Consider the following 26,989-nt stretch of genomic DNA (forward strand, 5'->3'; position numbering starts at 1 on the left):
TTTCGATGCGCGGCCTCTTGATGGCTTTTACTGCATTCGACCTCCCTGGCCACAATCATCTGGCCGGGCGTGTCGGCGCGTCCCCTCGTTCCAGCAAAACCACGGCCAAAAAAACCACCACCAAAAAGGTGTGATTCCCTTGGCCTAACCACCCTCTCCCGGGTCCGGCCCGGGGGACGGAACCCGCATCGGCCGGCGGGTTCTCTCCAAAAACCGAGCGGAGAGGGACAGGAGATTTCGATGAGTTTCAAGGTTGCAATCGTCGGCGCCACGGGCAATGTGGGCCGGGAAATGCTCAACATACTGGAAGAGCGCGGCTTTCCGGTGAGCGAAGTCGTGGCGCTCGCCTCGCGGCGCAGCCAGGGCACGGAAGTGTCGTTCGGCGACCGCACGCTGAAGGTCAAGGCACTGGACACTTACGACTTTTCCGACACCGATCTCTGCATCATGTCGGCCGGCGGCAACGTCTCCAAGGAATGGTCGCCGAAGATCGGCAAGCAGGGCTGCGTCGTCATCGATAATTCGTCGGCCTTCCGCTACGACCAGGACGTGCCGCTGATCGTGCCGGAAGTGAACCCGGACGCGATCTCGCTGTTCACGCGCAAGAACATCATCGCCAACCCGAACTGCTCGACGGCGCAGCTCGTCGTGGCGCTGAAGCCGCTGCATGACTTCGCCACCATCAAGCGCGTCGTCGTCGCCACCTACCAGTCGGTGTCGGGCGCCGGCAAGGAAGGCATGGACGAACTCTTTACCCAGACCCGCGCGGTCTTCGTCGCTGACGGCGTCGAGGTCAAGAAGTTCACCAAGCGCATCGCCTTCAACGTCATCCCGCATATCGACGTCTTCCTCGACGACGGCTCGACCAAGGAAGAGTGGAAGATGGTGGCCGAGACCAAGAAGATGCTCGACCCCAAGATCAAGCTGACGGCGACCTGCGTGCGCGTGCCGGTGTTCATCGGCCATTCGGAAGCGGTCAACATCGAGTTCGAAAAGCCGATCACCGCCGACGAGGCGCGCGATATCCTGCGCGAGGCGCCGGGCTGCCGGGTCTTGGACAAGCGCGAGGACGGCGGCTACATCACGCCGCTGGAATCGGCCGGCGAGGACGCCACCTTCATCTCGCGCATCCGAGAGGATTCGACCATCGACAACGGCCTGTCGATGTGGATCGTCTCCGACAACCTGCGCAAGGGCGCGGCCCTCAACGCCGTGCAGATCGCCGAGCTTCTGGTCGAGCGCGGCCTGATCCAGCCGAAGAAGAAGGCGGCTTAATCTCGCTCACGGGGCTCGGCCTTCGGCCGATTTAGTTTTCGCTCACGGGCTGTATCGCCGCTGCCGCGGCGGGCCCTCCGCGGGGGCGCCGGACCACCGGCGGCCCGCGGTCGCGGGCTCGGCCTTCGGCCGTTAGCTCTTTTCTCCCCGTTCACGGGAAGAAGGTTCCGGCAGGGGGATGAGGGGCAGCGCCTTCGCTTCAGGCCGGCTGTCCTCCGCCAAACCTTCCAGTATCACGATAGCCTCTTGCGCCCGCTCGGCGGGGACGAAAAGATGGTCGTGATAAAAGGCCGAGACCGGATTGACGCCCATGCCGGCGGCGGCCAGCCGCGTGGTGATGGCGGCGAGGAAGCCGACGGCTTCCAGCGACGAATGGATGTTCAGCGTGATCATGCGGTAGCGGAATGACGCGGTCAGCCCCGCCGTACTGGCCGCATCTTCCGTCACGATCAGTGTCACACCTTCGCGTTCGCGAAAGATCATCACCGGCTCAACGCCTTCCGGCTGAGGGATGCCGGGCGGCAGCGTGACGAAGACATAGGTGCCGGCGAGCAATTCCGGCGTCATCGATGCCAACAGCGTCTTCAGATCCGTTTCGCCGGTCATTCGTTGTCTCTCGCCTGATACGGGCTTGCTGTCCGCGTGTTCCTCAATATCCGCGACCGACGAATGCCGATAGTCCGCGCCAGCGCGCACCGCACCGACGACATGGCGATGTCGCTGGCGGCTGAGCTTGCTGAGCGGTCGCATCGCACAATAAGGAAGCTGAGGACCAGCGCCGGTCCGCGAAAGGCCTTTGATGATCGTCCGCCCGCGCCCACGCCTTCTGCACCTGTTCTTCATCATGCGCGGCTCGGTGGTGCCACGCATCCTGCCGCAGATTTTTGGTTTCGCTGCCTATGGCGCCCTGGTGGTGGTGGTTGTGCGGGCACTGAAGCTCGACTTCGGCAATGCCGGCACCGCGCCCTTCGCGCTGCTCGGCGTGGCGCTGTCGATCTATCTCGGCTTCCGCAACAACGCCGCGTACGACCGCTGGTGGGAGGCGCGCAAATTGTGGGGCCAGCTTGTCTTCGACATCCGCAACCTGGCGCGCGCCTCCGCCGGGCTGGTCGATGACCGGACCGAACTGCGCGGCCTGCTGATGGAAGCCATCGCCTTCTGCCACTTCCTGCGTGGTCTGCTGAGGCGGGTCGACGCGACGCCGCAAGCCCGGGCCTTCATCGGCGACGAAACCGAGATCGTCGCCAGGGCGGCCAACGCGCCCGACGCCATGGTGCGCGGCATGGGCCGCCGCATCGCGGCGCTGCGCAAGGCCGGCGCGATCGATACGATCGGCTACCGCATCCTCGACGAGCGCCTGTCGGAAATCGCCGCGGCGCAGGCCGGATGCGAGCGCATCATGGGAACACCCCTGCCGTTCGCCTACACCTTGCTTCTGCAGCGCACCGCCTATGTCTTCTGCCTGCTCTTGCCCTTCGGACTGGTGTCCGGCGCCGGGTGGGCAACGCCGCTGTTCACGGCGCTGATCGCCTACACCTTCTTCGGCCTCGACGCGCTTTCGGAAGAGCTCGAGGATCCGTTCGGCACCGAGGCCAACGACCTCGCCCTCGACGGCCTGTGCCGCGTCTGCGAAATCTCGGTGTTCGAGGCGCTGGGCGAGACGCCGCCGAAAATGCTGCCGGCGGAGAAGTTTTACTTTTCGTAGGCGCTCAGCACCAAGGCATGGCGGCCCGCGACCAGGGTCGGCTTTCGCCTGGCCGCAGCGGGCCGGCGCCAAAAAGAATCCGGACCATGTCGGATCCTCGCGTCATGCCACGTCCTTGGTTCGACCCCAGCGAAAAGGGCTGGAAGCAACCGGAGGGAACACCATGAGCATTTCAGAAGCCGTGCCCGTCTCGTCGGGCGCCCTGTGGACCGGCCGCGGGCTGAGCGGCATCATCGTGCTGTGCTGTTCATGATCTTCGACGGTGCCATCAAGTTGCCGCCGCTCGACATCGTCACCCAGACGATGGTGCCGCTTGGCTGACCGGCCGATGCGAACGTCGCGCGCATGCTCGGCATCATCGGCCTGATCTCGACCGCGCTCTATGCGTTGCCGCGCACATCGGTGCTCGGCGCCATCCTGCTCACCGCCTATATGGGCGGCGCCATCGCCACCAATGCGCGGGTAGGCAACCCGCTGTTCTCGCACACGCTGTTCGGCGTCTATCTCGGCGTCATCCTGTGGGCCGGCCTGTTCCTGCGCGATCCCAGGCTGCGCGCGCTGATCCAGTTCAGCCGATAGTCTCACTGTTTTGACGCAATTCCCCAGGGAAAGCGCTAGGCGCTTTTCCCGGGAAAACCGCTTCACACTTTTCCTGGAACTGCCTTAGGGAGAGAAAAATGTTCAGCACCATCCTTGTCATCCTGATCGTCCTCATCGCCGTCGTCCTCATCTATGCCGCGACACGGCCTGATGATTTCATCGTCAGCCGTTCCGTCAGCATCAAGGTGTCCGCCGACGCGATCTTTCCGCTGATCAATGATTTCAGACGCTGGCCGACATGGTCGCCTTACGAAAAGCTCGACCCGAACATGAAGCGCACGCTCTTGGGCGCCGAAAGCGGCAAGGGCGCCGCCTATGCCTGGGAAGGCAACGGCAAGGCCGGCAAGGGACGCATGGAGATCGTCAATTCGGTGCCGGCCTCGCTGGTGTCGCTCAAGCTCGATTTCGAAAAGCCGTTCAGGGCCAACAACACCGTCGACTTTTCTTTGACGCCGTCTGCCGACAACACCACCGTCACCTGGGCGATGCGCGGCAGCCGGCCGTTCATCGCCAAGCTGATGGGCCTATTCATGAACTTCGACACGCTGATCGGCAAGGATTTCGAGGTCGGGCTCGCCAATCTGAAGCGCGCCACCGAGGCATGATCGGCGCGGGGACGCTGCTGCCTGAGCGAGCGCCGTCACGAACTTCATTCTCCTCGGGATCAAATTAGCCGTCTGGGAGTTAAGCACTTGGCGGAGCGATAGCGATCCCCTGTGAGAGGAACGAAAATGAAGAAAATTATTACCATTTTGCTGTTGGCGACGGCGCTGGGCGCGTGCTCGCAAACGGAAAAAGGCGCGGCTGTGGGCGGACTGGGTGGCGCGGCGATCGGCGCGGCCGTGGCCGGAGATCCTGTCCAAGGCGCGGTCGTTGGCGGCGCGGTTGGTGCCGTGGCCGGCGCCCTGATCGGTCGTGCCAGCGAAAGCGGCCAGTGCCGGTACCGCGACCGCCATGGGCGGGTCTATCTCGCGCGCTGCCCGGACGGCTATTGATCGGGCTGCATCGACAAACGAAGTCGAAATAGCAAAACGGCGGGCCTGGGCCCGCCGTTTTCCTGAATGCGATGACGCAATGCTTATTCGGCGGTGGCGGCTTCCGCCTCGGCCGGTGCGGCGGCTGCGGCCGCGACGGCGGCAGCGGCGTCTTCCTGCGCCTTCTTCAACAGGGCGGCGCGTTCCTGCGCCTTCTTGCCCGGCTCTGCCTTCTTCGGGTTGGAGCGGGCGTCGCGCTTGGCGATGCCGGCCTCGTCGAGGAAGCGCAGCACGCGGTCGGTCGGCTGGGCGCCGTGCGACAGCCAATGCTTGACGCGGTCGGCGTCGACCTTGACGCGCTCGCCGTCCTTGGGCAGCAGCGGGTTCCACGAGCCGAGCGACTCGATGAAACGGCCGTCGCGGGGCGAACGGGCGTCGGCGACGACGACGTGGTAGTAGGGACGCTTCTTCGAGCCCGCGCGGGCCAGTCGGATCTTCAGTGCCATTTCTTTTCTCCTAAAAGCTCTAATTCGTTAGTCGGTTGGTGGCTGAATTTTTTGTTTGTGCATGTCGTTGTCCCAAAAGTGCTCAGCGGTTTTGGGACAACGACATGCACCGGTCAGCCGGCTTTCGTCACGCCGTTGGAAGCGGCGATCTGTTCGTGGTGGCGGATCACTTCGCGGACGACGAAGTTGAGGAATTTTTCCGCGAAATCCGGGTCGAGATGGGCATCCTTCGCCAGCTGGCGAAGACGGGCGATCTGCTGCTGCTCGCGCGCCGGATCGGCCGGCGGCAAGCCATGCGTCGCCTTCAGCACGCCAACTGCCTTGGTGCAGCGGAAGCGCTCGGCCAGCATGTGGATGAGTGCCGCGTCGATGTTGTCGATCGAGGCGCGATAGTCGGCCAGGACGGTGCGTGCGTCGGCCATGTCCTTTTCTTCGTTCATGGCGTCCTCACTTCTTCTTGCCAAGGCCGGGCAGGCCGCCGCCGAGACCAGGCAGGCCGGGAAGCTTCATGCCGCCGGGCAGGCCGGGCAGGCCGCCGCCGCCGGGAAGACCACCGGGGAGGCCCTTCATGCCGCCGAGGCCGGCCGCCTGCGCCTGCTTCTGCAAGGCTTCGAGCTGCTTGGGGTCCATCTTCGACAGATCGGGCATGCCGCCGCCCATCATGCCCCCGGGGCCGCCGCCGGCATCATGCCGCCGAGGCCCATTTTCGAGGCGAGGCCGCCCATCATGCCGCGCATGAGGCCGCCGCCTTTGCCCTTGCCGCCCATCGCCTTCATCATGTCGGCCATGCCGCGATGCATCTTGAGCAGCTTGTTGATCTCGGCCGCGTCGGTGCCGGAGCCGGCGGCGATGCGCTTCTTGCGCGAATGCTTGAGGATATCGGGATTGGCGCGCTCGGCCTTGGTCATCGACGAGATGATGGCGAGCTGGCGGCCGAACATCTTGTCGTCGAGGCCGGCGGCGGCCATCTGGTCCTTCATCTTGCCCATGCCGGGCATCATGCCCATGATGCCGCCCATGCCGCCCATCTTCGACATCTGCTGAAGCTGCTGGGCGAGGTCATTGAGGTCGAACTTGCCCGACTGCATCTTCCTGGCCATCGCCGCCGCCTGCTCGGCGTCGATGTTCTCGGCGGCCTTTTCGACCAGGCTGACGATGTCGCCCATGCCGAGGATGCGGTCGGCGATGCGTTTGGGATGGAATTCCTCCAGCCCGTCCATCTTCTCGCCGGTGCCGATCAGCTTGATCGGCTTGCCGGTGACGGCGCGCATGGAAAGCGCGGCACCACCGCGGCCGTCGCCGTCCATGCGGGTTAGCACGAGGCCGGTGATGCCGACGCGTTCGTCGAAGCTCTTCGCCAGGTTGACGGCGTCCTGGCCGGTCAGCGAGTCGGCGACCAGCAGGATTTCGTGCGGGCTCGACACCTTCTTGATGTCGGCCATCTCGACCATCAGCGGCTCGTCGATATGGGTGCGGCCGGCGGTGTCGAGGATGACCACATCGTGGCCACCGAGCTTGGCCGCCTGCACGGCGCGCCGCGCGATGTCGACCGGCGACTGTCCGTCGATGATCGGCAGCGTGGCGACCTTGACCTGCTCGCCGAGCTGGCGCAGCTGCTCCTGTGCCGCCGGCCGCCGCGTGTCGAGCGAGGCCATCAGGACCTTCTTGTTCTGACGCTCGGAAAGGCGCTTGGCGATCTTGGCCGAAGTGGTCGTCTTGCCGGAGCCCTGCAGGCCGACCATCATGATGACGACGGGGGCCGGCGCATTGAGGTCGATGGCGACGCCCTCGGCGCCCAGCATCTCGACCAGCTCGTCATGGACGATCTTGACGACCATCTGGCCGGGCTTGATCGACTTGACCACGGCGGCGCCGACGGCCTTCTCGCGCACCTTGTCGGTGAACGAGCGCACCACTTCCAGCGCCACGTCGGCTTCGAGCAGGGCACGGCGCACCTCGCGCAGCGCCGCCGAGACATCAGCCTCCGACAGCGCTCCGCGGCCGGTCAGGCCGTTCAGAATGGAGCCAAGGCGCTCCTGAAGCGATTCAAACATCGATCGTCCTTCAATCTCGGTTCGGGTTCGATCCGAGAGGTAATGCGTTCGCGCCGATCATCCAAGCAAAGCCCAAAACCAAAAAGCACCCGGGGGCGCTCAGCGCTGCCGGGTGTTGGCCTCCAGGATCGATTTACAGCACTTCACCTCGAAGAGGTTTCGGCATCCTGGTCGGCTTGCTCGGAGGGATACTCGTCGCGGAATTCGGGGCGTGTAGACAGGAAATCGGCCGCGGAGTCAAGACAAGGGCCGATCCGGTAGTGTCTCAACTTGAAATTCGGAAGCACGGCACACCGAACGTGCAGACTTTGGTCCTTCCGGCGAAGCGATCTGCGGCAAGCACCTTATCTCTCGCCGCGGGACGCTTCTGGCCTTTAGGTCCGGCGGGTATCAGGCCGCCTTCCGCCGCAGGAGACTCGCCAGCACGGTGCGCATCGCCGAATATGACGGGCTGTCAATCTTCACTTCCCAATCGGTATTGCGTTTCCGAGGGTGCTTCACACTGCGCAACGCTTCGCGGAACGTGTCCGGATCGACACCGACAGTTCGGGCCATACCTTCGGCGGTTGTGTACTTGGCAATCATGACGTTTCCTATGTTTTCCACTAGACATATAGGCGTTTGCGCAGCTCGGGCAAGAAATTAGGCGGTTACGCCAGTTTCAAAGCGAGACAATACCGCCGAGCCGCGTCGCTTTGTGAGCCGCATTCAGGCCGCACGCGTCCGGTCCGGAAGCTCGGCGGCAACCCTGAGTGGCGAGCGTGGATGCAGAAGCAACGCAATCGTCAGCAGGCTGCAGGCAATGCCGATAAAGGCGATCAGAACCGCGTCCGACGTCGTCCAGCCCGGCCCCTCGAGCGGCCTGGCGTTGAACAAAGCGAAGGAATTGTAGCTTTCCTGATGCGAGATCAGCAGAAAGCCGGTCAGATTGTTGCCGAGATGGGCGCCGAAGGCCGCGCCGAGATTGCCGGTGGCATGGACCACGAGCGTCAACAGCAGTGCGAAAGCGGCGATCGAGGCCAGCACGCAGGCATTGATGGCGACCGTCGAGCTCGGGCTCCAATGCAGCGAGGTGAACAGCAGGCCAGGCAGCAGCGCCCAGATGACCGGGCTCTTGAACCGATTGGCCAGGCCACGCAACAGGTAGCCGCGGAACAGCATCTCCTCCGACGACGTCTGTAGCAAGGTCAGCGCGACGGTCGGGACCAGGAACAGCAGCCAGGACGACAGGCTGATCGGGCCGCGCGCGATCTCTGGCTGCAGCAGGTAGAGCAGGATTTCGGACACTAGCGAGGTGATCAGCACCGCCACCAGCCCCTTGAGGAAGCCTGATCGCGAAACGCGATGGCCGACGCCGAAAAGGGCCGACAGCGGCTCGCCGTGGACCCAGCGCATGGCAATCCACAGGCCGATCCAGATGCCCGCAAAAGAGGCGAGCGCGGTGAGGATGCCCATGGGCGAGGCAAGGAACCCCTGCATGCCGGAGGGTGGCGCCGCCGATGCCCGCCAGGTGAAGAAGGCATAGGCGGCGGCGAACAGCACGGCCACCGTCGCTGCGGCCCAGAACAGGATGACGATCGCTGTTCCCAGCAAAAGGCGCGGCAAGGTCGTCTTGTGGTTCGGCGAACGCCGGTAGCGTTCGAAGGCGGCAGGGTCTGGTGTCACGCGGGCTCCTTTGCCGAATCCATCACCTGTTGATCTAGCTGATGGCCCCGAAAATCGGAATCGTTTTCGCAAAGGAATCATGCGCCGCGGCCGCGCCGTCAGGCGAAGCGCGGCACCATTGAATCGACACCCGTGTCGCGAGCGGCCGCTGTGGTGGCGGCGGCCGCTCGAGCTGTCAGCGCACCACGTACATGATGCGCCGTGTCTGCGGATCGATCAGCGCCGGCTGACCGTTCACATAGACATAGCGGTACTTGTAGTCTGGAATTTCGCGCAGCTCGACCGTGTCGGGCAAGGTTGCACCCGTGACGACCTCACCGTCGAGATAGACGGGGTCGGGGCGGTGCGTGTCGACATAGGTTCTGATTTCGGCCGGCGGTGGCGGGAAAACGCCCTCGACCGGCTCGCCGGCAACGATGGCTCCGGTATAGTCGTTCGAGTTTTCGCCTATGTCTTCCGGCGGTGAAACGACTGTAACGCTGGAACCGTGCGGCCGTTGCGTCAGCACGACCCGGCTGCCGCCAAAATCAGCCGTCACATAGTCGGAATAGACCCAGCCCTGGCCGCCGGCTTCGGCGATGGTGCACCATTTGCTGTTTTCAATGCAGCCATTGAGCGTCGCTGACTGGCCGGCGGCGAGCACGCCGATGACAGGATATTGCGGGCCGGGGCCGGCGCGCACGTTGAGATCGGTGACGGCGGATACGGCGGTGTCGGCAAGCGCGGCACCCGACATCACGGTGAGCATGCCGGCGACTGCGGGAAACAGTATGGATTTCATGGTTTCTCTCCGATTTTCGTGGTCCCTCGCCAGCGAAACGGGGCTGTGGCGTATGCGTTCCGGCTAAAATTCCTGAACCAACTCACGATTTGTTCCGGTTTCTTTCGGCAGACGGGTCAGAAGTTCGTGAACGAAGGCCAGTTTCCGCGCCGTGACGTCGGAGATAATGAAGGGATAGAGGTCGGGCAGGCCCATGCAACGGTTTATGGAGTTGGAGGCTTCCGACAGCACCAGCCAGCGGGCGAGGATCCTTTCGAACGGCTCGGCCACAGCCGAAGGCTCCGACGGCGCCGCCCGCGGTTCGCCACCAGTGTCGCCCTGTGGCAAGTCGTTTGGCTCCATCGTCGCCAGCCGGCCAAGCGGGAAGTTCAGCGCGCGGACCATTTCCAGCGTGTCGGTGATGTGCAGATAATGGGCCCAGGTCTCCGCCCAGTCTTCCCACGGATGGGAGGTGGCATAGGGCGAGATGTGGCTCTGTTGCCAGTCGGGCGGCGCGCCATTGGCGTAATAAGTCTGCAGCGCCTGTTCGTAGTCGGCGCGATCGTCGCCGAACAAAGCCCGGAAAGCGACAAGCCTTTCCGGGACGTCGCGGATCAGGCGATCCCAGTAATAATGGCCGAGCTCGTGGCGAAAGTGGCCGAGCAAGGTGCGATAATTCTCGCCCATCTCGACGCGCCGCTTCTCACGCTCGGCCGAATCGGCCTCGGCGACGTTGAGCGTGATCAGGCCGTTGTCGTGGCCGGTCAGGATGCGCTCGCCGCCCGGACCGCCGCCAATCGGATCGGCCAGGAAGTCGAAGGCAAGGCCTGCCTCGTCGGCAGGGTTCTGCTTGGGCGCAACCGGCAGCCCGAAGGCCAGCAGCGAATAGATGGCGCGCTTCTTCGCCGCCTCGACGCGGATCCAGCGGCGGCGATTGCCGTCGACGGAGAGATCCGGGATCAGCTTGTTCAGCACGCACGCCCGGCAAAAAGCCTGTCCCGGCTCGGCCCTCCAGTTGCAGGCGCATTCATCGGCATTGGTGCACTGGAAGATGCCGTCGGCGCCCGACAGCGCGAAGCGTGCGTGCTCCGGATAGTAGAGCACGAGGCTGCCGCAGTTCAGGCACTGGGCGTTCTCGAAGTATAGACGATGGCCGCAATGTGGGCAGTCGAAGAGTTTCATGCAGGTCTCGATTTCATCAGGCACCCGGTCGACAAAGGTCTCAAACGTTCGCCACCTGCCGGTGTTCCTCGGCGCGCTCAGGTTATTTTGCCGCTGGTTGCTGGAACGACATATCTTGCCACATTAAACACCTGATCGTAGTCAAGTTCTCACCCTTCGCTGGCGGCGGCGCCCGACGAAACCACGTGACGACTTCTTGGCAGTGACAAGGGCGTGTTTCGCTGGCAAATTCGCAGCTGGGACGTGAATCAGACAACCAGGAGAACAACATGGCATTTCTTGCCAAGGGTAGGATTTTAGTGGCCGCGGTGGTGGCGGTGCTTGCGCTGGCGACGGGCGCACAGGCGGCGGGCAGTTGTGGCAAGACCGGCGCCGGCTTCGATGCCTGGAAGCAGGATTTTGCCGCGCAGGCCAAGGCCGAAGGTGTGGGCTCGAGGGGGCTGGCCGCACTGGCTGGCGCCACCTACGCAACAAGGACGATCTCCGCCGACCGCGCCATCCACAAGGCTTTCAGCGGCTCGGTCGAAGATTTCATGAAGCGTCGTGGCGGGGCCGTGATCATTTCCAAGGGCCGTTCGCTGAAGAAGTCGAACGCGGCGCTGTTCAGCCAGATCGAACGGAACTACGGCGTGTCGCCGGGTGTGTTGCTCGCCATCTGGGGGATGGAGACGGGCTTCGGCGCGTCCATGGGCAACCAGAACACGGTTTCCGCCATTTTGACGCTGGCCTATGATTGCCGTCGCCCGGACTACTTCTATCCGCATGCCATCGCGGCCCTGAAGCTGGTCGATCGCGGAGCATTGACCGCCTCGTCTGTCGGCGCCATGCATGGCGAGATCGGCCACACGCAGTTCCTGCCCGGAAATGTCTTGAAGTATGCGGTCGGCAACGGAAACCTGCGCGACAGGAACACGGCGTTGGCCTCCACCGCCAACTTCCTCAAGGGTCATGGTTGGCGGGCTGGCGCGAGCGCGCAGGCGAATATGGGCGCAATTGCCGGCTGGAACTCCGCGAGCGTCTATCAGCAGGCCATCGCCCGCATCGCCACGGCGATCGATGCCGACTGATAGAACTTTCTATTCGACCAAGAGCCCGGCCATGCGCCGGGCTTTTTGTTTTTGGAGCAGGTAAAAACCCAATCACTTGGAGCGACCAGGTTTGATCTCCTCACATCACTCTCAATAATGTGCGTAGCCGCTCAACGGGCATTTCTGTGAAGCGGGAACCTGGAAGCTGCCGTCAATACCGCTGCAGGAACGGAACTTGGACGTCCGCGGCGCCGGTGCGGCCCTAGCAGCCGCCTTTGACTTGCCCTTGATAACCATCCAGATTTCGGTCGGCTGGTCGAGCTGCAGGTTGTTTATGTCGGAGTAGGTGATCCGCCCGCTGCGCAGCCCCTCGCCAAGGCGCTGGCAGAACAGGGCCGGCATGCGCTCCTGCGAGACGCCCATGAAGGAGGCGATGTCGTGTTTGAGCGTGAGCCCCCATGCGTGGACAGCGGCGACGCAGCCGTCCGGATTCACCTTCGGTTCGCGCTTCGCGCTTGCCTGCGAGGGCGGGCACACCGTCAAAACGACGACCACGCCAAGCAGAAGAGAAATACTATTTTTCACTGTCAAAACCCCTCGATCCCGTAGGACAACTAAAATAATGCTGTCAAAAGGTCAAACGGGAACCTCTTTGAGGGGTTTTGATTTTCATTACATTAGAAGTGCCAAATAAAAACCCGGCGTCTCCGCCGGGTTTCTTGGCTGCATCAGCTCTCATGCGATCGGCGGAGCACACCCCAGGCCCGCTCCAGCCCTCGGGTGTCAACCCTTGCGGTTGCGTGCTGCAAGTGTCCTCAGCCGCAGCGCGTTGAGGCGGATGAAGCCGGCGGCGTCCTTCTGGTCGTAGGCGCCCCGGTCGTCCTCGAAGGTGACCAGCGCATCGGAATAGAGCGTCTTCCTCGACTTGCGGCCGGTGACCATGACGTTGCCCTTGTAGAGCTTCAGCCGCACCGTGCCTTCGACGTCTTCCTGGCTCTTATCGATCATCGCCTGCAGCATCAGGCGCTCGGGCGCGAACCAGAAGCCGTTGTAGATCAGCTCGGCATAGCGCGGCATGAACTCGTCCTTGAGGTGGGCGGCTCCGCGGTCGAGCGTGATCGATTCGATGGCGCGGTGGGCGGCGATCAGGATGGTGCCGCCGGGCGTCTCATACACGCCCCGCGATTTCATGCCGACGAAGCGGTTCTCGACCAGATCGAGCCGGCCGATGCCATTGTCGCGGCCGAGATCGTTGAGCGCCGCCAGCATGGTTGCCGGCGACAGCTTCTTGCCGTTGAGCGCGATCGGATCGCCCTTGAGGAACTCGATCTCGATCTCGGTGACCTTGTCGGGTGCGTCCATCGGCGAAACGGTGCGCTGGTGGACGAATTCCGGCGGCTCGCTCCACGGATCTTCCAGCACTTTGCCCTCGGAGGACGAATGCAGCAGATTGGCGTCGACCGAGAATGGCGCGTCGCCCTTCTTGTCCTTCGGCACCGGGATCTGGTGCTGCTCGGCGAAGTTGATCAGGTCGGTGCGCGACTTGAACGACCAGTCGCGCCACGGCGCGATGACCTTGATGTCGGGATTCAGCGCATAGGCGGAAAGCTCGAAACGAACCTGGTCGTTGCCCTTGCCGGTGGCGCCATGGGCGATCGCGTCGGCGCCGGTTTCCCGGCGATCTCGACTAGGTGCTTGGAGATGAGAGGCCGCGCGATCGAGGTGCCCAGGAGGTAGGTGCCTTCATAGACGGCATTGGCGCGGAACATCGGGAAGACGAAGTCGGACACGAATTCCTCGCGCACGTCGACGACGCGGATGTCCTTGATGCCCATCATCTCGGCCTTGCGGCGCGCCGGCTCGAGTTCGCCGCCCTGGCCGAGATCGGCGGTGAAGGTCACCACTTCGGCACCGAGTTCGGTCTGCAGCCATTTCAGGATGATGGATGTGTCGAGGCCGCCGGAATAGGCGAGCACAACTTTCTTGACGTCTTTGGCCTTGGACATTTTTACCCCGTCGATGGCGGACGCCCCAGCCGAGGCATCACGGATTGTCGGAGGGCCTTTTAGCAGGAACGGCAAAGCGAGCAAGCACGCGCGCATGCATGGCTTTTGATCCAGCGCATGGCAAGGAAGCGATGCGAGGCAGGGAACAACCTGCTACAATCAGGGGCTGCATTCTCCAGCAACATTTAATCAAGTTTTCACGCCTCGCCGCCAATATGGCGACAAAGCCGCGTCAGCGACGTGCCAACCCGGCTTACTCGCTTGTCGCGAGCACCCTCGGGCTTGGGCCGTTCTTGATGCGCGTTATCTCCTGTATCGTTACGGAACATAACCTGTGGCTCGTCCTGCTGGCGGCGCTGATGTGCGTCACCGGCTGCTGGGTGACGATCGATCTCTTCGATCGTGCCAGAAAGACCGCCGGCGTGCAGATGCGAGGCTGGCTGTTCCTGACCGCGGTCGCCGCCGGCTCCTCGATCTGGTGCACGCACTTCATCGCCATGCTGGCCTACCAGCCCGGCGCGCCGATCACCTTCGATCCGGTGCTGACCATGGTATCCCTCGTCATCGCCATCGCCGGAACCGGGGTGGGCTTCACCCTTGCATCCGACAAAAGCCGGCGTCTCGCCCCGGAATGGGGCGGATGCGTCGTCGGGCTGGCGATCTCGACCATGCACTACACCGGCATGATGGCTTATCACGTCGCCGGCATCGTCGAGTGGGATGGTCTCTATGTCGCCGCCTCGCTTGCCATTTCGGCGGGGTTCTCCGCCGTGGCTGTCGGCCATGCCGTGCGCCGGCCCTACAGCTGGTCGCAATATCTCAGCATCGGGCTGCTTGTGCTGGCGATCGTCGGCCTCCACTTCACGGCAATGGCGGCGGTGGCGGTGACGCCGCTCTCCTTCATCACCACCGGCACCAATCCCGAGATACTGGAGGCAATGGCCGTCGCCGTCGCCGTTGTCGGCCTGATCGTCGCGGCCACCGGCTTCGCCAGCTACCTGATCGATGAACGCGGCCGCCTGGAGAGTTTCGAGCGGCTTCAGCATCTCGCCCTCAACGATGCCCTTACCGGCCTTGCCAACCGGGTCTCCTTCAACGACCGCCTCGACCATGAGATCGAGCGGGCACGGGAGGACAAGGAAACGATGACGGCCGTCATCGTCATCGATCTCGACCGCTTCAAGGAGATCAATGATCTCAGGGGACATGCCGCTGGCGACCAGGCGCTCAGGATCGTCGCCCGCAGGCTGGCGAAACTCACCGGCGACGGCGAATTCGTGGCACGGCTCGGCGGTGACGAGTTCGCCGCGATCAAGCGCTTCAGGGATCAGAACGACCTTCTGGGCCTGGTCTCGAGGCTGGAGAAATCATTGTTCCAGCCCTTGCTGCTCGACGACTTCGAAATCGCCGCCGGCGCCAGCATCGGCGTCGCCGTCTATCCGCGCGACGGGGCCGACCGCGAGAGACTGGTCAGCAATGCCGACCTCGCAATGTATCGGGCAAAGAACGACGTGACGCGGGCGGTCTGCTTCTACGAATCCGCCATGGACGAGGCGGCGCGTGCTCGCCGCGCGCTGGCCACCGATCTTCGCCAGGCGATCGAGCGGGGCGAGCTATCACTCCATTATCAGGTGCAGACTTCGGTTTCGACCGGCGCCACCTGCGGCTACGAGGCATTGCTGCGCTGGACCCATCCCGTGCATGGCATGATCCCGCCGGCCGAATTCATCCCGATTGCCGAGGAGAACGGCTCCATCATGGCGATCGGCGAATGGGTGCTGCGGACCGCGTGCAAGCAGGCGGCCTCCTGGGACAATAGCCACAAGATCGCGGTCAACCTGTCGCCGGTGCAGTTCGCCCATGCCGATCTTGCCAAGCTGGTTCACCAGATCCTGATCGAGACCGGGCTGTCTCCGAAGCGGCTCGAGCTCGAGCTGACCGAATCGACGATCGTCGCCGACAAGGTCCGGACGCTGCATGTCCTGCGCCAGATCAAGGCGCTGGGGGTAACGATCGCGATCGACGATTTCGGCACGGGCTATTCGTCGCTCGACACGCTGCGCTCGTTTCCCTTCGACAAGATCAAGCTCGACCGCTCGTTCATGGCCGATGTCGAGCGAAGCCCGCAGGCCAAGGCGATCATCCGGGCGGTGCTCACACTGGGGCGCAGCCTCGACATTCCGGTGCTCGCCGAAGGCGTCGAGACGCATGTTCAGCTCACCATCCTGCAAGTCGAAGGCTGCAACGAGGCACAAGGCTATTTCCTCGGCCGGCCCAAGCCGATCGATCAGATCCTGCTCACCGGAGCCGCGGGCCTCGCGCTGGCAGAGATCGATCAGTCCGCGGCCTAGGCATCGCGCCGCGTCTGGCGCCCGCACGGAGCATCCTGTATAGGCACTCGCGTTCCTCGGGGCCGCCATGTCCTTCATTCCTGATACCACCACGCTGATCCAGTTTGCCATCGCCACTGTGATCCTGGCGATCACGCCGGGGCCGGACATGACCTTGTTTGTCTCGCGCACGCTGAGCCAGGGCCGCGCCACCGGCTTCGCCTCGATGGCCGGCGCCCTGTGCGGCACGCTGATCCACACCACGCTGGTGGTGGTCGGCGTCTCGGCGCTGATCGTTGCCTCGCCGACGGCCTTCTTCGTGCTGAAGATCTTTGGCGCCGGCTATCTGGTCTTCCTGGCCTGGCAGGCTATCACCAAAGGCTCGGCCTTTTCGCCGGAGAAGAAGACAGGCCCTCGCATCTCGCTGTTGCGCAGCTGGGCGGCGGGGCTCGGCGTCAATCTGCTCAATCCGAAGATCATCCTGTTCTTCATGACCTTCCTGCCGCAGTTCGTCTCCGCGCATGACCCGAACGCGCCGGGAAAGCTGTTTTTCCTCGGCTCGATGTTCATCGTGCTGTCGATCCCGGTAACCGTGCCGATGGTGCTGGCGGCGGAAAGATTCTCAGCGGCGATGAAGGCCAGCCCGCGCGTCACCCGGGTGGTCGACTATCTCTTCGCCGGCGTGTTCTCCGCCTTCGCGCTCAAGATCCTGACGGCTCAGGCGAAGTAGGCTTTATCTTCCCGTTTGACCGGGATCCTTCCCGAAAGCCGTTTTCCGCCTTTCGGGATCATGGTCGGTTCCGCCCTGCCACCAGCTTCCAGCCCAGCGCCCGGCGCTGAGCCAGTAGAAGATGCCACCGACCATGCCGCCGCCAATCACCGCCATGATGGCGCTGGTGTCCCTGACCGCGAAAGTGGCGTCATCGGCATGGTCGACCAGGCCAAGGAAAACCGCCGCAACAACCGCGCCCGCCAGCGCATAGAACAGCCAGTCGCGCCGGCCGAGGATCTCGGCAAGCAGGATGACGATCGCCGCCGGCATGAAGGCGAAATAGGCGACGAACAGGGCGATGAAGGGAATTGAAAAATAAAGGGAAGCCGTTGCCGCCGGTTGCGCGTGCTCCGGCGTGTAGCCGAGCGAGGCCAGGAACAGGATGTTGAGGAAGGCGCTCGCCGCCAGCGAGGCGACGGCATAGCCGAACAGGATGACGGCGAAACGGACGAGGTAAGCGGCGAAACGGCTCATCCTAAATCCCAGCGTGTGAGATGACCGGACTTACGCCCGGCCAGAAGCCAGTAGACCGAACCGGCAGCAATGCCGGCCGTGGCCAGAAAACCGAGATAGCCCGGATTGAAGACAAAGCTTCCGGCCGAGCGCGGGATGGAAACACCAAAGGCGATCGAGGTGATCGCACCCGTGACCGCAAAGTAGAACCATCCTCGAAGCGACAGCCGTTCGGCGACCAGGATTGCCGGGCCGACGATCAACAGCGCGCCTACCATCACGGTCAACACGGCAAGCGGGAACGAGCCCAGCCAGTCGAATGCGAAAATGATGGACCAGTTCCCGTCTTCGATTCCTTCCAGAAGAGCGATCAGCAGCACAGGCACCAGGATCGAGGTCAGCACGGCGGCAACATAACCGACTGCTATGATGGCGAAGCGCTTCGACCGGGCGACGAGGCGGCTCACGCCTCGCCGTGCCCCGCGATCATCATGGCTTCCAGCGCCAGCCGGTCGACCTTGCGCATACGCTCCGAGTCCGACTTGAGCTGGCCGCAGGCTGCCAGGATGTCGCGGCCGCGCGGGGTGCGGATCGGCGAGGCATAGCCGGCATTGTTGATGTAGTCGGCAAACTTCTCGATCGTCTCCCAGTCCGAGCACTGGTAGTTGGTGCCTGGCCACGGGTTGAACGGAATCAGGTTGATCTTGGCCGGAATGCCCTTGAGCAGCTTGATCAGCCCCTTGGCATCCTCGATGGAATCGTTGACGTCCTTCAGCATCACATATTCGAAGGTGATGCGCCTGGCGTTCGACAGGCCGGGATAGGCGCGGCAGGCGGCGATCAGTTCCTTGAGCGGATACTTCTTGTTGATCGGCACAAGCAAGTCGCGCAGATCGTCGTTGGTGGCATGCAGCGAGATCGCCAGCATGACGCCGATCTCCTCGCCGGTACGGAAAATCTCGGGCACGACGCCGGAGGTCGACAAGGTGATGCGGCGCTTCGACAGCGACAGGCCGTCGCCGTCGGAGGCGATCAGCAGCGCCTTCTTCACCGCCTCGAAATTGTAGAGCGGCTCGCCCATGCCCATCATGACGATGTTGGAGACTTTTCTGCCCTCGGCCGGCACGATGGCGCCGTCCGGCGTGTCGCGGTCGGGGAAGTCGCCGAGCCGGTCGCGGGCGGTGAGCAACTGGGCGAGGATTTCCTCGGCGGTCAGATTGCGCACCAGCTTCTGCGTGCCGGTGTGGCAGAACGAGCAGGTCAGCGTGCAGCCGACCTGCGAGGAGATGCAGAGCGTGCCGCGGCCTTCCTCGGGAATATAGACGGTCTCGATCTCGACCGGCCGGCCGGCGCCGCGCGGCGGAAAGCGGAACAGCCATTTTCGGGTGCCGTCGGAGGAAATCTGTTCCTCGACGATTTCGGGCCTGGCGACGGTGAAATGCTTGTCGAGTTCGGCGCGCAGATCCTTGGAGATGTTGAACATGCCGGAGAAGTCGGAAACGCCGCGCACATACATCCAGTGCCAGAGCTGCTGGGCGCGCATCTTGGCCTGGCGCTCCGGCACGATCCCCGAAGCGACGAGAGCCTCGCCAAGTTCGGCGCGCGTCAGGCCGATCAGCGACGGCTTCTCGGGCTGCGTTGCGCGGGCGCGCAATGCGTCACGGGCGCCTTCGGCGGTAAGATCGAATGAAAGGGTCATGGTTGCACTGATATAAGCGGTTTGCGGCCGATTTCATCCATCGTGCCTGATATGAAGCGCGGCGCATAGCACAGGTTGAGGGCGGAGTCATGCCGGTGCGGCAAAGCAGACCTCGCTGCCTTCTGCCGACAGCCCCCAAACAAAAGCAAAAGGCCGGGCTATGCCGCCCGGCCTCTCACTCAAAACGATGATTTGCCTATTTGCACTTGGCGATCGATGACAGCGCCGCCGAAATGCCTTTCAGCGAAAAGACATAGGAGGTGGGGTTGCCGCGGCCCGACTTCGCCGTCACCTTCATGTCGGTGCCGGTCTTCATCGCGGCGATCAGCACCGGCTCCTCGGCGGCGTTCTCGACCCAGGCCGACTTGCCGCGCGTGAACATCGAGAAGGACTTCTTGTCGATGGTGACGGTGGCCTTGGAACCTTCCTGGAAGTTGTAGCCGGCAATGAATTGCGGCTCGTAGGACACCTGCTGGCCGGGCCGCTGGCTGACGAAGAAGAACATGTCGCCATGGTCGAGCGTCGGCGGCTGCTTGTCGGTCGGCACGGTCAGGACATAGCAGACCTTGCCGCCCGATGCCTGGTAGCTGTAGGTGCCCCAGGCATTGTGCTGGCCGATCTTGGTCGCCGACTGCGCCAGTGCCGGCGCTGCCGCGGCCACCAGGACCAGGCTCGAAACTATAGCAATCAATCCGCGCATCGTTTTTCCCGTATTCCAAATGGTGCGGCGGCAGGCCGGCTTGGCGTCCTGCCCGTCGCTTCATTTTGATTTAATCTGGGTTACCAAACGGTGAATTTCCTTTGAGAAAAGGACCCTCACCCGAGGAAACCGCCGCCATTCCCGCGCCGCCGCCCTGTCAGCGGGTGGCGCGACGTCCCTTCGGCGACTTGGAGGCCACGAAAGCGGCAAGAGTTTGACTTTTTTCCCCGGCCGCTGAACGCTGATGTCCAGCCGGCGCGGGCCGGCGTGGAGGCGCTTAGCCCTTGTCGGCGATGGCCTCCTTGGCGGCCTGCCGGTGCGCCGGCGTGATGTGGGCGCTGACGGCGGTGATGGCGGCGGTCAGCACGGCGATGTCGTCGGTGAAGCCGAGCCCGAGGACGAAATCGGGGATGACGTCGACCGGCAGGACGAAATAGCCGAGCGCGGCCAGCAATATGCCCTTGGCGCGCAGCGGCGTGTTCTTGTCCATGGCGCAGTAATAGGCGGCGACGACCTCTTCCATGAACGGAATCTGCCGCGCGGCCTTCTTCGCCGTGCGCCAGAATTTCTCGCGCACCTCGCTCTCGTTGCCAAGCTTGTCGGCAAAGCCGAAGAAATCAAAACCGGAGTCTCGCGCCATCAACCTCTCCTCGCGGGGCCATGCGCATCTGGCGCATGCCCGCGGGGGAAGATGTGGTGAAACCCGGACCCTGCTGCAAGTGCCGGCGTCGATTTGGGTCCGCCATTCAATCGCAGGTATGCACGGAAGGCACTCAGCCGCCGAAATAGCGGTTCATCTTCTTCGCCATCTCGATGTCGAGCACGCTCAGGCCGCCGACATCATGGGTGTTGAGCGTGACGTCGACCGTCTTGTAGACGTTCGACCACTCCGGATGATGGTCCATCTTTTCCGCGGCAAGCGCGACACGCGTCATGAAGGCAAAGGCCTCGGAGAAGTTCTTGAAGGTGAAGGTGCGGCTGATGGAGCCGGCGTCCTTTGCCAGTGCCCAGCCGTCGAGCCCGGTCAGCGCTGCTTCAGCGGCTTCCCTACCCAGTTTCTCTCTCGCCATGTCAGGTTCCCGTGCTATTTCGACAGTCTCTGAAGTCGACACCATAACGCCGGATCGATGCGCGCGAAGCCCATAAAATCCATTCTGTTTGTCTGCCTCGGCAACATCTGCCGGTCGCCGCTGGCCGAAGGCGTGTTTCGCGCCGTCTGGGCGGAGCGCGGATGGAGCCGGGACATGCTGCTCGATTCAGCCGCCACCAGCGGCTGGGAGGTCGGCTCTGCCCCCGATCCACGCTCGATCGCGGTCGCGGCGCGGCACGGCATCGACATTTCCGGGCAGCGGGCGCGCAGGGTCACATCAGAGGATTTTCATCGCTTCGACCTGATTTTCGGCATGGACAGGTCGAATGTCCGCGACCTGAAGGCGCTGGCGCCGGCAGCCATGCACGACCGCATCCATCTGTTCCTGGAATTCGCCGAGGGAACGGCGCGCGACGTGCCGGATCCCTACTATGACGACGCGGAAGCGTTCGCGTCCGTCTACCGCATGATCCGCGACGCGTCGGAGGCGCTGGCTATACGGCTGGAGGCGCGGGCGTCACTGCCCGACAGCGGCCAGGCTTCCTCGACGATATAGGGCCCGCCGCCGACCGAATCGCGCGACGACATCAAGACGAAGCGACCGACGCGGAACGGCAGCGTCGAGAAATTGCCGCGCGCCGACAGGTACTGGGCGACGTCCAGCGGGGTCGAATTGCGCAGCCGGGCGAGGGTCACATGCGGCATGAACTTACGCGGGTCGGCGGGGATGCCGAGCCGCTGGCAGATGCGCTCGATTTCGCCCTGAAGTGACGCAAGATCGGGCGAAGCCGAAATTCCGGCCCACACCGCGTGCGGTTTCTTCTGGCCGAAAGCGCCGACACCGGACAGCGTCAGCGGGAAGGAGGGGCGATGAACGCGGTCGAGCGCGTTGGCGATCTCGTCGGCGACATGGCCTGGGACATCGCCGATGAAGCGCAGCGTCAGATGGTAGTTTTCGACGTCGATCCAGCGGGCGCCTGGCAGGCCGCCCCGCAGCAGGGACAGCGAAAGAGCGGCGTCACGCGGTATTTCGAGGGCGGTGAAAAGACGCGGCATGAAGAGCCTCCCTTCCTCGAATCGAACTGTCACCCGTAGCGAATCATCGATAGTCAAACGGAGCAAGAGGTTTGTTGGTCACAGTCCTTGTCAAAAAGTTTCCCCAACGGAAACAGGCTCGGTCGGCCTCACCAACCTCCCGGCACTGCCGCGATGGCCTTCTCGACGGTCGGCAGGATGCGTTCGACCATTCGGTCGACACCCCGGGCGTTGGGATGCATGCCGTCCTCGAGCTGCAGGCCAGGCTGGTCGGCGACGCCGTCGAGAAAGAACGGGTAGAGCGAAACATCGTATTTCCCGGCAAGGTGCGGAAAGATGGCGTCGAAGGCGTTCTGATAGTCGGCACCGAGATTGGGCGCGGCGCGCATGCCGGCCAGAAGCACGGCAATCTTGCGCTCCTTCAGCTTGCCCAGCATCTCGTCCAGGTTCTTCTTGGTGATGTCGGGCGGAACACCGCGCAGCATGTCGTTGGCGCCGAGTTCGAGGATGACCAGCTGGGTGCCGTCCGGCACCGACCAGTCGAGCCGCGCCAGGCCACCGCTCGACGTGTCGCCGGAGACGCCGGCATTGGCGACGGTCACGTCATGGCCCTTGGCGCGAAGTGCTGCCTGCAGTTTGTCGGTAAAGCCCTCGTCCGGTCCGAGGCCAAAGCCCGCCATCAGGCTGTCACCGAAACCGACGATCTTGAACGGCTCGGCACGCGCCGACGAAATGGCGCCGCAAATGGCGAGGAAAACGATCAAGCCTGCGGCAATACTGCGTTTGAAAGACATGCGGCAGGCCCCATATGACCAAGGAATTCTTGCGGCGACGGTCTGCGACAAGCAGAGCCTTCATTCTCCCATATAGGACGCTTTCATTTTGACAGAAGCCGTCATCGAGCTGAAAGACGTATCCCTGACGCTTGGCGAAGGGGCATCGTCTGTCCACGTGCTGAAAGGCGTCAGCCTTGAGGTGGCGCGCGGCGAGGCGACCGGCATTGTCGGCCCATCCGGCTCCGGCAAGTCGACCTTGCTGATGGTCCTTGCGGGGCTGGAACGGGTCGATTCGGGTACAGTACGAATCGCCGGCGAGCTGCTCAACGGCAAAAGCGAGGACCGGATTGCTTCGTTTCGTGGCCGAAACATTGGCATCGTGTTCCAGTCGTTCCACCTCATTCCCAACATGACGGCGCTCGAAAATGTCGCGGTGCCGCTGGAACTGGCCGGCCATGCCGATCCGTTCTCGGTGGCGGCGCGCGAACTGGCAGCCGTCGGCCTGAGCGACCGCGTCACGCATTATCCCGGCGAATTGTCGGGCGGCGAACAGCAGCGCGTGGCGATCGCCCGGGCGCTGGCGCCGTCGCCACGTATCCTGATCGCCGATGAGCCGACCGGCAATCTCGACCAGGCAACGGGGCGGCAGGTCGCCGACCTCCTGTTCGCCAAAGCGGCCGAGCGTGGCATGACGCTGGTGCTGGTGACGCATCACCCCGCGCTCGCGGCGCGCTGCTCGCGCCAGGTTTCGATGCGCTCCGGCCGGATCGAGGCGCCGGCGCCCGTCAAGGTCACCGCCTGATGCCGCTGGCGCAGACGTTGAAGCTTGCGATCCGCTTCTCGTTGCGCGAGATGCGCGGCGGCCTGTCCGGCTTCCTGATCTTCCTCGCCTGCATCGCGCTTGGCGTCGCGGCGATCGGCGGCGTCAATTCGGTGGCGCGCGCCATCACCGCCGGCGTCGCCAATCAGGGCCAGACGCTGCTTGGCGGCGACCTTCGCTTCCAGATCAACCAGCGTGACGCCAGTGATGCCGAACGCGGCTTCCTCAACGGCCTGGGCGCGATCTCGCGTACCACCAGCATGCGCTCTATGGCGCGCCTCGCCGACGGATCCGACCAGGCGCTGGTCGAGGCCAAGGCGGTTGACGACGCCTATCCGCTCTATGGCGCGCTGGAAACCGATCCGGCGCTGTCGAAGCAGGAACTGTTCGGCGAAGAGTTCGGCGTTTTCGGCGCCGCGGCACCGGATCTGCTGTTCGAACGGCTGCATCTCAAGCTCGGTGACCGGCTGAAGCTCGGCACCGCCACCTTCGAGCTGCGCGCCGGGCTGGTCACCGAACCGGACGCCGTGTCCGACGGGTTCGGCTTCGCGCCGCGGCTGTTGATCTCGAGCCAGGGGCTGGCGGCCACCGGGCTGATCCAGCCGGGCAGCCTGGTCGAAAATGCCTACAAGATCCGGCTGCCGGCCGACGCCGACGAGGCGCGGCTCAAGACCATCCAGGATCAGGCGGCCAAGGACTTTCCCGAGGCCGGCTGGTCGATCCGCACGCGCAGCAATGCCGCCCCGGCATTGTCGTCCAACATCGAACGCTTTTCGCAATTCCTGACGCTGGTCGGGCTGACGGCGCTGGTGGTCGGCGGCGTCGGCGTCGCCAACGCGGTGCGCGCCTATCTCGACGGCAAGCGCGGCGTCATTGCCACCTTCAAGAGCCTGGGCGCTTCGGGCGGCTTCGTCTTTGCCGTCTATCTGGTGCAGATCCTGATCATCGCCGCACTCGGCATTCTGCTCGGCCTGGTGCTGGGCGCGCTGATGCCATTCGCCGCCAGTGCCGCGCTCAAATCCGTCATTCCGGTGCCGGCGGAAGGCGGCTTCTATCCCGGCGCGCTGGGCATGGCGGCGCTGTTCGGCCTGCTGGTGACGCTGGCCTTCGCGCTTCTGCCGCTCGGCCGCGCCCGCGACGTGCCGGCCACCGCGCTGTTTCGCGAGATGGGGCTGGAAGGACGGGGCTTTCCGCGCCCTGTCTATATTGCCTCAGCCGTCGGCATAGCGCTGTTGCTGGCGGCGCTGGCCATCCTGTTTTCCGGCGACCGCCGCATCGCCTCGATCTTCGTCGGCGCCACCATCTTCGCCTTCCTGGTGCTTCGCCTCGTCGGCGCGCTGGTGCAATGGGCGGCACGGAAGAGCCCGCGTGTACGCTTCGTGGCGCTGCGGCTCGCCGTAGGCAACATCCACCGGCCCGGCGCGCTGACCCCATCGGTCGTGCTGTCGCTGGGGCTCGGGCTGACGCTGCTGGTGACGCTGGCGCTCATCGACGGCAATCTGCGGCGGCAGATTTCCGGCAGCCTGCCGGAGCGGGCGCCGAATTTCTTCTTCGTCGACATCCAGAGCAGCGATGTCGCGTCCTTCTCCACGCTGATCGGCAAGGAGGCGCCACGGGGAACACTGGCCACGGTGCCGATGCTGCGCGGCCGGGTGATGGCGCTGAACGGCGTCGGCGTCGACAAGGTCAAGGTTCCGGCCGAAGGCGCTTGGGTGCTGAAAGGCGATCGCGGCCTGACCTATGACGCGAAACCGCCGGAAAACGCGACGCTGACCGAGGGCAGCTGGTGGCCGGACAATTATGCCGGCGAGCCGCTGGTCTCGTTTTCGGCCGTGGAAGGCAAGGAGATCGGGCTGAAGCTCGGCGACACCATCACCGTCAATGTGCTCGGCCGCAACGTGACGGCCAGGATCGCCAATTTTCGCCAGGTCGAATGGGAGACGATGGGCATCAATTTCGTCATGGTGTTCTCGCCCAACACATTCGCCGGCGCCCCGCATGGCTGGATGGCGACGCTGACCGAAAAGAGTGCCTCGACGGCCGACGACGCCCGCATCCTCAATGCCGTCACCCGCGCCTTCCCGGCGGTGACGACGGTCCGGGTCAAGGATGCGCTCGATGTCGTCAACCGGCTAGTCGGGCAGCTGGGCACGGCGATCCGGGCCGCTGCCGGCGTGGCGCTGATCGCTTCGGTGCTGGTGCTGGCCGGCGCGCTTGCCGCCGGCAACCGGGCGCGCATCCACGATGCGGTGGTGCTGAAGACGCTGGGCGCGACGCGCACGACGCTGATTGCCGCCTTCTCGCTCGAATACATGCTGATCGGGCTCGCCACCGCGATCTTCGCCCTGGCCGCCGGCAGTGCCGCTGCCTGGTTCGTCGTCGCGCGCATCATGACATTGCCGTCGCATTTCATGCCCGAGGTGGCGGTGGCGACGATCGTCTTTGCGCTGGTGATCACCGTCGGCATCGGTCTCGCCGGCACCTGGCGGGTGCTTGGCCACAAGGCCGCGCCGGTGCTGCGCAACCTCTGAGTCGCCCTGAGTTCCATGTGCCGGCGGCCGGCGTTTGGTTAAATCGGAGTAATGTTTCGCCTTCGAAGGCCGAAAAACCGGGCCGTGCGCGCCTCACGAAGCATTACACCCCGTTACGGTCTTGTTCTTGACGCGAATAACCATCATATTTCGCCACAGGCATGCTGGAGCCCTGCCAGCGGCGCCTGGGTCCGGGTGGACCTGACACCGGACGGGGCAGAAGCAATAGAGGACTACAATGGCTGATCCCATTCGCAACTACCAGACGCGCGCCGTGCCCGGCGTCGGCGTCGGTGCTGATATCGATCAAGGCCTGCGCGCCTACATGATCAAGGTCTACAATCTGATGGGGCTCGGCCTCCTCATCACCGGCCTTGCCGCAATCGGCACGATCATGCTGGCCACCACCACCGATCCGGCCTCGGCCGTCGCGACGCTGCCGAGCGGCGAGATGCTGACCTCCTTCGGCTACGCGATCTTCGGCTCGCCGCTGCGTTGGGTGGTGATCTTCGCCCCGCTGGCTGCGGTGATGTTCCTGTCGTTCCGTGTCCAGTCGATGAGTGTTGCGGCCGCGCAGACGACGTTCTGGGTCTATGCCGGCCTCGTCGGCCTGTCGCTGTCGTCGATCTTCCTAGTCTACACGACGGCCAGCATTTCGCAGACCTTCTTCGCCACCGCGGCGGCCTTCGGCGCGCTGTCGCTCTACGGCTACACGACCAAGCGCGACCTGACCGCGATGGGCTCGTTCCTGATCATGGGCGTGTTCGGCTTGATCATCGCAATGGTGATCAACATCTTCCTGCAGTCGTCGGCCCTGTCCTTCGCCGTTTCGGCGATCGGCGTGCTGATCTTCTCGGGCCTCACCGCCTATGACACGCAGAAGATCAAGGAGATGTATTTCGATGGCGACGCTTCGGATGTCGCCGGCCGCAAGGCGATTATGGGTGCCCTGAGGCTCTATCTCGACTTCATCAACCTGTTCATGTTCCTGCTGCAGTTCATGGGCGATCGCCGCTAAGGCTTCGGGA

General features: G+C 63.9%; 27 protein-coding genes and 4 pseudogenes. 13 read left to right on the top strand and 18 right to left on the bottom strand.

Annotated features, from left to right (window positions below; translation table 11 throughout):
- Window positions 1-5 precede the first annotated feature (5 nt).
- Together AC56QQ_RS03400 and AC56QQ_RS03405 are read left to right on the top strand one after the other, a co-directional pair.
- Window positions 6-134, top strand: a complete 129-nt coding sequence (locus tag AC56QQ_RS03400; protein ID WP_497125562.1) for a hypothetical protein — start codon at window positions 6-8, stop codon at window positions 132-134.
- Between the two features lie 106 nt (window positions 135-240).
- Entirely contained in the window at window positions 241-1,275 is a 1,035-nt protein-coding gene (locus AC56QQ_RS03405; protein ID WP_497125563.1) for an aspartate-semialdehyde dehydrogenase, read from the top strand.
- Between the two features lie 207 nt (window positions 1,276-1,482).
- On the opposite strand, the pseudogene AC56QQ_RS03410 reads toward AC56QQ_RS03405, so the two are convergent.
- A pseudogene (locus tag AC56QQ_RS03410) lies at window positions 1,483-1,881 on the bottom strand (ACT domain-containing protein); the annotation flags it as partial.
- 193 nt (window positions 1,882-2,074) lie between these two features.
- On the opposite strand from AC56QQ_RS03410, the gene AC56QQ_RS03415 reads away from it, so the two are divergent.
- From AC56QQ_RS03415 to AC56QQ_RS03430, 4 genes and pseudogenes are all read left to right on the top strand, one after another.
- Window positions 2,075-2,980 carry a bestrophin family protein gene (locus AC56QQ_RS03415; protein ID WP_497125564.1) on the top strand — a complete coding sequence of 302 codons (906 nt, stop codon included), beginning with the start codon at window positions 2,075-2,077 and terminating at the stop codon, window positions 2,978-2,980.
- Window positions 2,981-3,143: 163 nt separating this feature from the next.
- Window positions 3,144-3,559 (top strand): annotated as a pseudogene (locus AC56QQ_RS03420) (DoxX family protein).
- A 98-nt stretch (window positions 3,560-3,657) separates the two neighbouring features.
- Window positions 3,658-4,185: an SRPBCC family protein gene (locus AC56QQ_RS03425; protein ID WP_497125565.1), complete on the top strand. Its 528-nt coding sequence runs from the start codon at window positions 3,658-3,660 to the stop codon at window positions 4,183-4,185.
- Between the two features lie 126 nt (window positions 4,186-4,311).
- A complete protein-coding gene (locus AC56QQ_RS03430; protein ID WP_497125566.1) occupies window positions 4,312-4,575 on the top strand; it encodes a YMGG-like glycine zipper-containing protein in 264 nt (87 codons plus the stop codon).
- An 83-nt stretch (window positions 4,576-4,658) separates the two neighbouring features.
- Here the strand turns inward: AC56QQ_RS03430 and rpsP are convergent, their stop codons facing one another.
- From rpsP to AC56QQ_RS03465, 7 genes and pseudogenes are all read right to left on the bottom strand, one after another.
- Window positions 4,659-5,060, bottom strand: coding sequence for a 30S ribosomal protein S16 (gene rpsP / locus AC56QQ_RS03435; RefSeq protein ID WP_172222069.1), 402 nt, complete (start codon window positions 5,058-5,060; stop codon window positions 4,659-4,661).
- A 113-nt stretch (window positions 5,061-5,173) separates the two neighbouring features.
- Window positions 5,174-5,500, bottom strand: coding sequence for a chorismate mutase (locus AC56QQ_RS03440; RefSeq protein ID WP_269904622.1), 327 nt, complete (start codon window positions 5,498-5,500; stop codon window positions 5,174-5,176).
- Between the two features lie 7 nt (window positions 5,501-5,507).
- Window positions 5,508-7,114: pseudogene (gene ffh / locus AC56QQ_RS03445) on the bottom strand (signal recognition particle protein).
- Window positions 7,115-7,504: 390 nt separating this feature from the next.
- Window positions 7,505-7,699 (bottom strand): hypothetical protein, encoded by a 195-nt coding sequence (locus tag AC56QQ_RS03450; RefSeq protein ID WP_497125567.1) that lies wholly within the window; start codon window positions 7,697-7,699, stop codon window positions 7,505-7,507.
- Between the two features lie 123 nt (window positions 7,700-7,822).
- Entirely contained in the window at window positions 7,823-8,779 is a 957-nt protein-coding gene (locus tag AC56QQ_RS03455) for a CPBP family intramembrane glutamic endopeptidase (protein WP_497125568.1), read from the bottom strand.
- Window positions 8,780-8,954: 175 nt separating this feature from the next.
- Window positions 8,955-9,560: a DUF1236 domain-containing protein gene (locus AC56QQ_RS03460; protein ID WP_489858526.1), complete on the bottom strand. Its 606-nt coding sequence runs from the start codon at window positions 9,558-9,560 to the stop codon at window positions 8,955-8,957.
- A 63-nt stretch (window positions 9,561-9,623) separates the two neighbouring features.
- On the bottom strand, window positions 9,624-10,721 hold the full coding sequence (locus AC56QQ_RS03465; protein ID WP_497125569.1) for a zinc-binding metallopeptidase family protein: 1,098 nt from the start codon (window positions 10,719-10,721) through the stop codon (window positions 9,624-9,626).
- A 269-nt stretch (window positions 10,722-10,990) separates the two neighbouring features.
- Here AC56QQ_RS03465 and AC56QQ_RS03470 point away from each other — a divergent pair, with 269 nt between their 5' ends.
- Window positions 10,991-11,788 (top strand): lytic murein transglycosylase, encoded by a 798-nt coding sequence (locus AC56QQ_RS03470; protein WP_497100405.1) that lies wholly within the window; start codon window positions 10,991-10,993, stop codon window positions 11,786-11,788.
- A 111-nt stretch (window positions 11,789-11,899) separates the two neighbouring features.
- On the opposite strand, the gene AC56QQ_RS03475 is transcribed toward AC56QQ_RS03470, so the two are convergent.
- Both AC56QQ_RS03475 and AC56QQ_RS03480 read right to left on the bottom strand, forming a co-directional pair.
- On the bottom strand, window positions 11,900-12,334 hold the full coding sequence (locus AC56QQ_RS03475) for a hypothetical protein (RefSeq protein WP_497125570.1): 435 nt from the start codon (window positions 12,332-12,334) through the stop codon (window positions 11,900-11,902).
- A gap of 198 nt (window positions 12,335-12,532) precedes the next feature.
- Window positions 12,533-13,755: pseudogene (locus tag AC56QQ_RS03480) on the bottom strand (argininosuccinate synthase).
- 296 nt (window positions 13,756-14,051) lie between these two features.
- Between AC56QQ_RS03480 and AC56QQ_RS03485 the strand changes: the two are divergent.
- Together AC56QQ_RS03485 and AC56QQ_RS03490 are read left to right on the top strand one after the other, a co-directional pair.
- Window positions 14,052-16,106 (top strand): putative bifunctional diguanylate cyclase/phosphodiesterase, encoded by a 2,055-nt coding sequence (locus AC56QQ_RS03485; protein ID WP_497125571.1) that lies wholly within the window; start codon window positions 14,052-14,054, stop codon window positions 16,104-16,106.
- Between the two features lie 67 nt (window positions 16,107-16,173).
- On the top strand, window positions 16,174-16,815 hold the full coding sequence (locus AC56QQ_RS03490) for a LysE family translocator (protein WP_497125572.1): 642 nt from the start codon (window positions 16,174-16,176) through the stop codon (window positions 16,813-16,815).
- Between the two features lie 3 nt (window positions 16,816-16,818).
- Here AC56QQ_RS03490 and AC56QQ_RS03495 read toward each other — a convergent pair whose 3' ends face one another.
- The 6 genes from AC56QQ_RS03495 to AC56QQ_RS03520 form a co-directional block, all read right to left on the bottom strand.
- The gene (locus tag AC56QQ_RS03495; protein ID WP_497125573.1) at window positions 16,819-17,331 is read right to left on the bottom strand and encodes a hypothetical protein; all 513 of its coding nucleotides are present in this window, start codon (window positions 17,329-17,331) and stop codon (window positions 16,819-16,821) included.
- Window positions 17,328-17,714 carry a hypothetical protein gene (locus AC56QQ_RS03500; protein ID WP_497100404.1) on the bottom strand — a complete coding sequence of 129 codons (387 nt, stop codon included), beginning with the start codon at window positions 17,712-17,714 and terminating at the stop codon, window positions 17,328-17,330. Before AC56QQ_RS03500 ends, AC56QQ_RS03495 begins: the two co-directional genes overlap by 4 nt.
- A gap of 59 nt (window positions 17,715-17,773) precedes the next feature.
- Window positions 17,774-19,009, bottom strand: a complete 1,236-nt coding sequence (rlmN, locus tag AC56QQ_RS03505; protein ID WP_497125574.1) for a dual-specificity RNA methyltransferase RlmN — start codon at window positions 19,007-19,009, stop codon at window positions 17,774-17,776.
- Window positions 19,010-19,205: 196 nt separating this feature from the next.
- Window positions 19,206-19,709 carry an invasion associated locus B family protein gene (locus tag AC56QQ_RS03510; protein WP_091575980.1) on the bottom strand — a complete coding sequence of 168 codons (504 nt, stop codon included), beginning with the start codon at window positions 19,707-19,709 and terminating at the stop codon, window positions 19,206-19,208.
- Between the two features lie 277 nt (window positions 19,710-19,986).
- Window positions 19,987-20,349 carry a YkvA family protein gene (locus tag AC56QQ_RS03515; protein WP_489858518.1) on the bottom strand — a complete coding sequence of 121 codons (363 nt, stop codon included), beginning with the start codon at window positions 20,347-20,349 and terminating at the stop codon, window positions 19,987-19,989.
- 133 nt (window positions 20,350-20,482) lie between these two features.
- Window positions 20,483-20,779, bottom strand: a complete 297-nt coding sequence (locus AC56QQ_RS03520; protein ID WP_091575981.1) for a 4a-hydroxytetrahydrobiopterin dehydratase — start codon at window positions 20,777-20,779, stop codon at window positions 20,483-20,485.
- A 57-nt stretch (window positions 20,780-20,836) separates the two neighbouring features.
- Between AC56QQ_RS03520 and AC56QQ_RS03525 the strand changes: the two genes are divergently transcribed.
- Complete coding sequence (locus AC56QQ_RS03525) at window positions 20,837-21,355, top strand: low molecular weight protein-tyrosine-phosphatase (protein ID WP_497125575.1); 519 nt, start codon at window positions 20,837-20,839, stop codon at window positions 21,353-21,355.
- Here AC56QQ_RS03525 and thpR read toward each other — a convergent pair.
- On the bottom strand, window positions 21,259-21,855 hold the full coding sequence (gene thpR / locus AC56QQ_RS03530; protein WP_497125576.1) for an RNA 2',3'-cyclic phosphodiesterase: 597 nt from the start codon (window positions 21,853-21,855) through the stop codon (window positions 21,259-21,261). The two genes, AC56QQ_RS03525 and thpR, sit on opposite strands and share 97 nt — an antisense overlap.
- Window positions 21,856-21,983: 128 nt before the next feature.
- The gene (locus AC56QQ_RS03535) at window positions 21,984-22,628 is read right to left on the bottom strand and encodes an arylesterase (protein WP_489858516.1); all 645 of its coding nucleotides are present in this window, start codon (window positions 22,626-22,628) and stop codon (window positions 21,984-21,986) included.
- Between the two features lie 88 nt (window positions 22,629-22,716).
- On the opposite strand from AC56QQ_RS03535, the gene AC56QQ_RS03540 reads away from it, so the two are divergent.
- From AC56QQ_RS03540 to AC56QQ_RS03550, 3 genes are all read left to right on the top strand, one after another.
- Window positions 22,717-23,412, top strand: a complete 696-nt coding sequence (locus AC56QQ_RS03540; protein ID WP_497125577.1) for an ABC transporter ATP-binding protein — start codon at window positions 22,717-22,719, stop codon at window positions 23,410-23,412.
- Window positions 23,412-25,961 carry an ABC transporter permease gene (locus tag AC56QQ_RS03545; protein ID WP_497125578.1) on the top strand — a complete coding sequence of 850 codons (2,550 nt, stop codon included), beginning with the start codon at window positions 23,412-23,414 and terminating at the stop codon, window positions 25,959-25,961. The genes AC56QQ_RS03540 and AC56QQ_RS03545 overlap by 1 nt, the downstream gene beginning before the upstream one ends.
- Before the next feature lie 238 nt (window positions 25,962-26,199).
- The gene (locus AC56QQ_RS03550) at window positions 26,200-26,979 is read left to right on the top strand and encodes a Bax inhibitor-1/YccA family protein (RefSeq protein WP_091575987.1); all 780 of its coding nucleotides are present in this window, start codon (window positions 26,200-26,202) and stop codon (window positions 26,977-26,979) included.
- Window positions 26,980-26,989 lie beyond the last annotated feature (10 nt).

Source organism: Mesorhizobium sp. RCAM 05099 (assembly GCF_059683685.1).

Bases quoted from the DNA above. Each gene is read 5' to 3' on its own strand.
- AC56QQ_RS03515 (WP_489858518.1), bottom strand. From the start codon at position 20,349: ATGGCGCGAGACTCCGGTTTTGATTTCTTCGGCTTTGCCGACAAGCTT.
- AC56QQ_RS03470 (WP_497100405.1), top strand. From the start codon at position 10,991: ATGGCATTTCTTGCCAAGGGTAGGATTTTAGTGGCCGCGGTGGTGGCG.
- AC56QQ_RS03490 (WP_497125572.1), top strand. From the start codon at position 16,174: ATGTCCTTCATTCCTGATACCACCACGCTGATCCAGTTTGCCATCGCC.
- thpR (WP_497125576.1), bottom strand. From the start codon at position 21,855: ATGCCGCGTCTTTTCACCGCCCTCGAAATACCGCGTGACGCCGCTCTT.
- AC56QQ_RS03405 (WP_497125563.1), top strand. From the start codon at position 241: ATGAGTTTCAAGGTTGCAATCGTCGGCGCCACGGGCAATGTGGGCCGG.
- AC56QQ_RS03425 (WP_497125565.1), top strand. From the start codon at position 3,658: ATGTTCAGCACCATCCTTGTCATCCTGATCGTCCTCATCGCCGTCGTC.
- AC56QQ_RS03465 (WP_497125569.1), bottom strand. From the start codon at position 10,721: ATGAAACTCTTCGACTGCCCACATTGCGGCCATCGTCTATACTTCGAG.
- AC56QQ_RS03440 (WP_269904622.1), bottom strand. From the start codon at position 5,500: ATGAACGAAGAAAAGGACATGGCCGACGCACGCACCGTCCTGGCCGAC.
- AC56QQ_RS03545 (WP_497125578.1), top strand. From the start codon at position 23,412: ATGCCGCTGGCGCAGACGTTGAAGCTTGCGATCCGCTTCTCGTTGCGC.
- AC56QQ_RS03495 (WP_497125573.1), bottom strand. From the start codon at position 17,331: ATGAGCCGTTTCGCCGCTTACCTCGTCCGTTTCGCCGTCATCCTGTTC.
- AC56QQ_RS03535 (WP_489858516.1), bottom strand. From the start codon at position 22,628: ATGTCTTTCAAACGCAGTATTGCCGCAGGCTTGATCGTTTTCCTCGCC.
- AC56QQ_RS03525 (WP_497125575.1), top strand. From the start codon at position 20,837: ATGCGCGCGAAGCCCATAAAATCCATTCTGTTTGTCTGCCTCGGCAAC.
- AC56QQ_RS03550 (WP_091575987.1), top strand. From the start codon at position 26,200: ATGGCTGATCCCATTCGCAACTACCAGACGCGCGCCGTGCCCGGCGTC.
- AC56QQ_RS03415 (WP_497125564.1), top strand. From the start codon at position 2,075: ATGATCGTCCGCCCGCGCCCACGCCTTCTGCACCTGTTCTTCATCATG.
- rlmN (WP_497125574.1), bottom strand. From the start codon at position 19,009: ATGACCCTTTCATTCGATCTTACCGCCGAAGGCGCCCGTGACGCATTG.
- AC56QQ_RS03460 (WP_489858526.1), bottom strand. From the start codon at position 9,560: ATGAAATCCATACTGTTTCCCGCAGTCGCCGGCATGCTCACCGTGATG.
- AC56QQ_RS03485 (WP_497125571.1), top strand. From the start codon at position 14,052: ATGCGCGTTATCTCCTGTATCGTTACGGAACATAACCTGTGGCTCGTC.
- rpsP (WP_172222069.1), bottom strand. From the start codon at position 5,060: ATGGCACTGAAGATCCGACTGGCCCGCGCGGGCTCGAAGAAGCGTCCC.
- AC56QQ_RS03400 (WP_497125562.1), top strand. From the start codon at position 6: ATGCGCGGCCTCTTGATGGCTTTTACTGCATTCGACCTCCCTGGCCAC.
- AC56QQ_RS03510 (WP_091575980.1), bottom strand. From the start codon at position 19,709: ATGCGCGGATTGATTGCTATAGTTTCGAGCCTGGTCCTGGTGGCCGCG.
- AC56QQ_RS03450 (WP_497125567.1), bottom strand. From the start codon at position 7,699: ATGATTGCCAAGTACACAACCGCCGAAGGTATGGCCCGAACTGTCGGT.
- AC56QQ_RS03520 (WP_091575981.1), bottom strand. From the start codon at position 20,779: ATGGCGAGAGAGAAACTGGGTAGGGAAGCCGCTGAAGCAGCGCTGACC.
- AC56QQ_RS03430 (WP_497125566.1), top strand. From the start codon at position 4,312: ATGAAGAAAATTATTACCATTTTGCTGTTGGCGACGGCGCTGGGCGCG.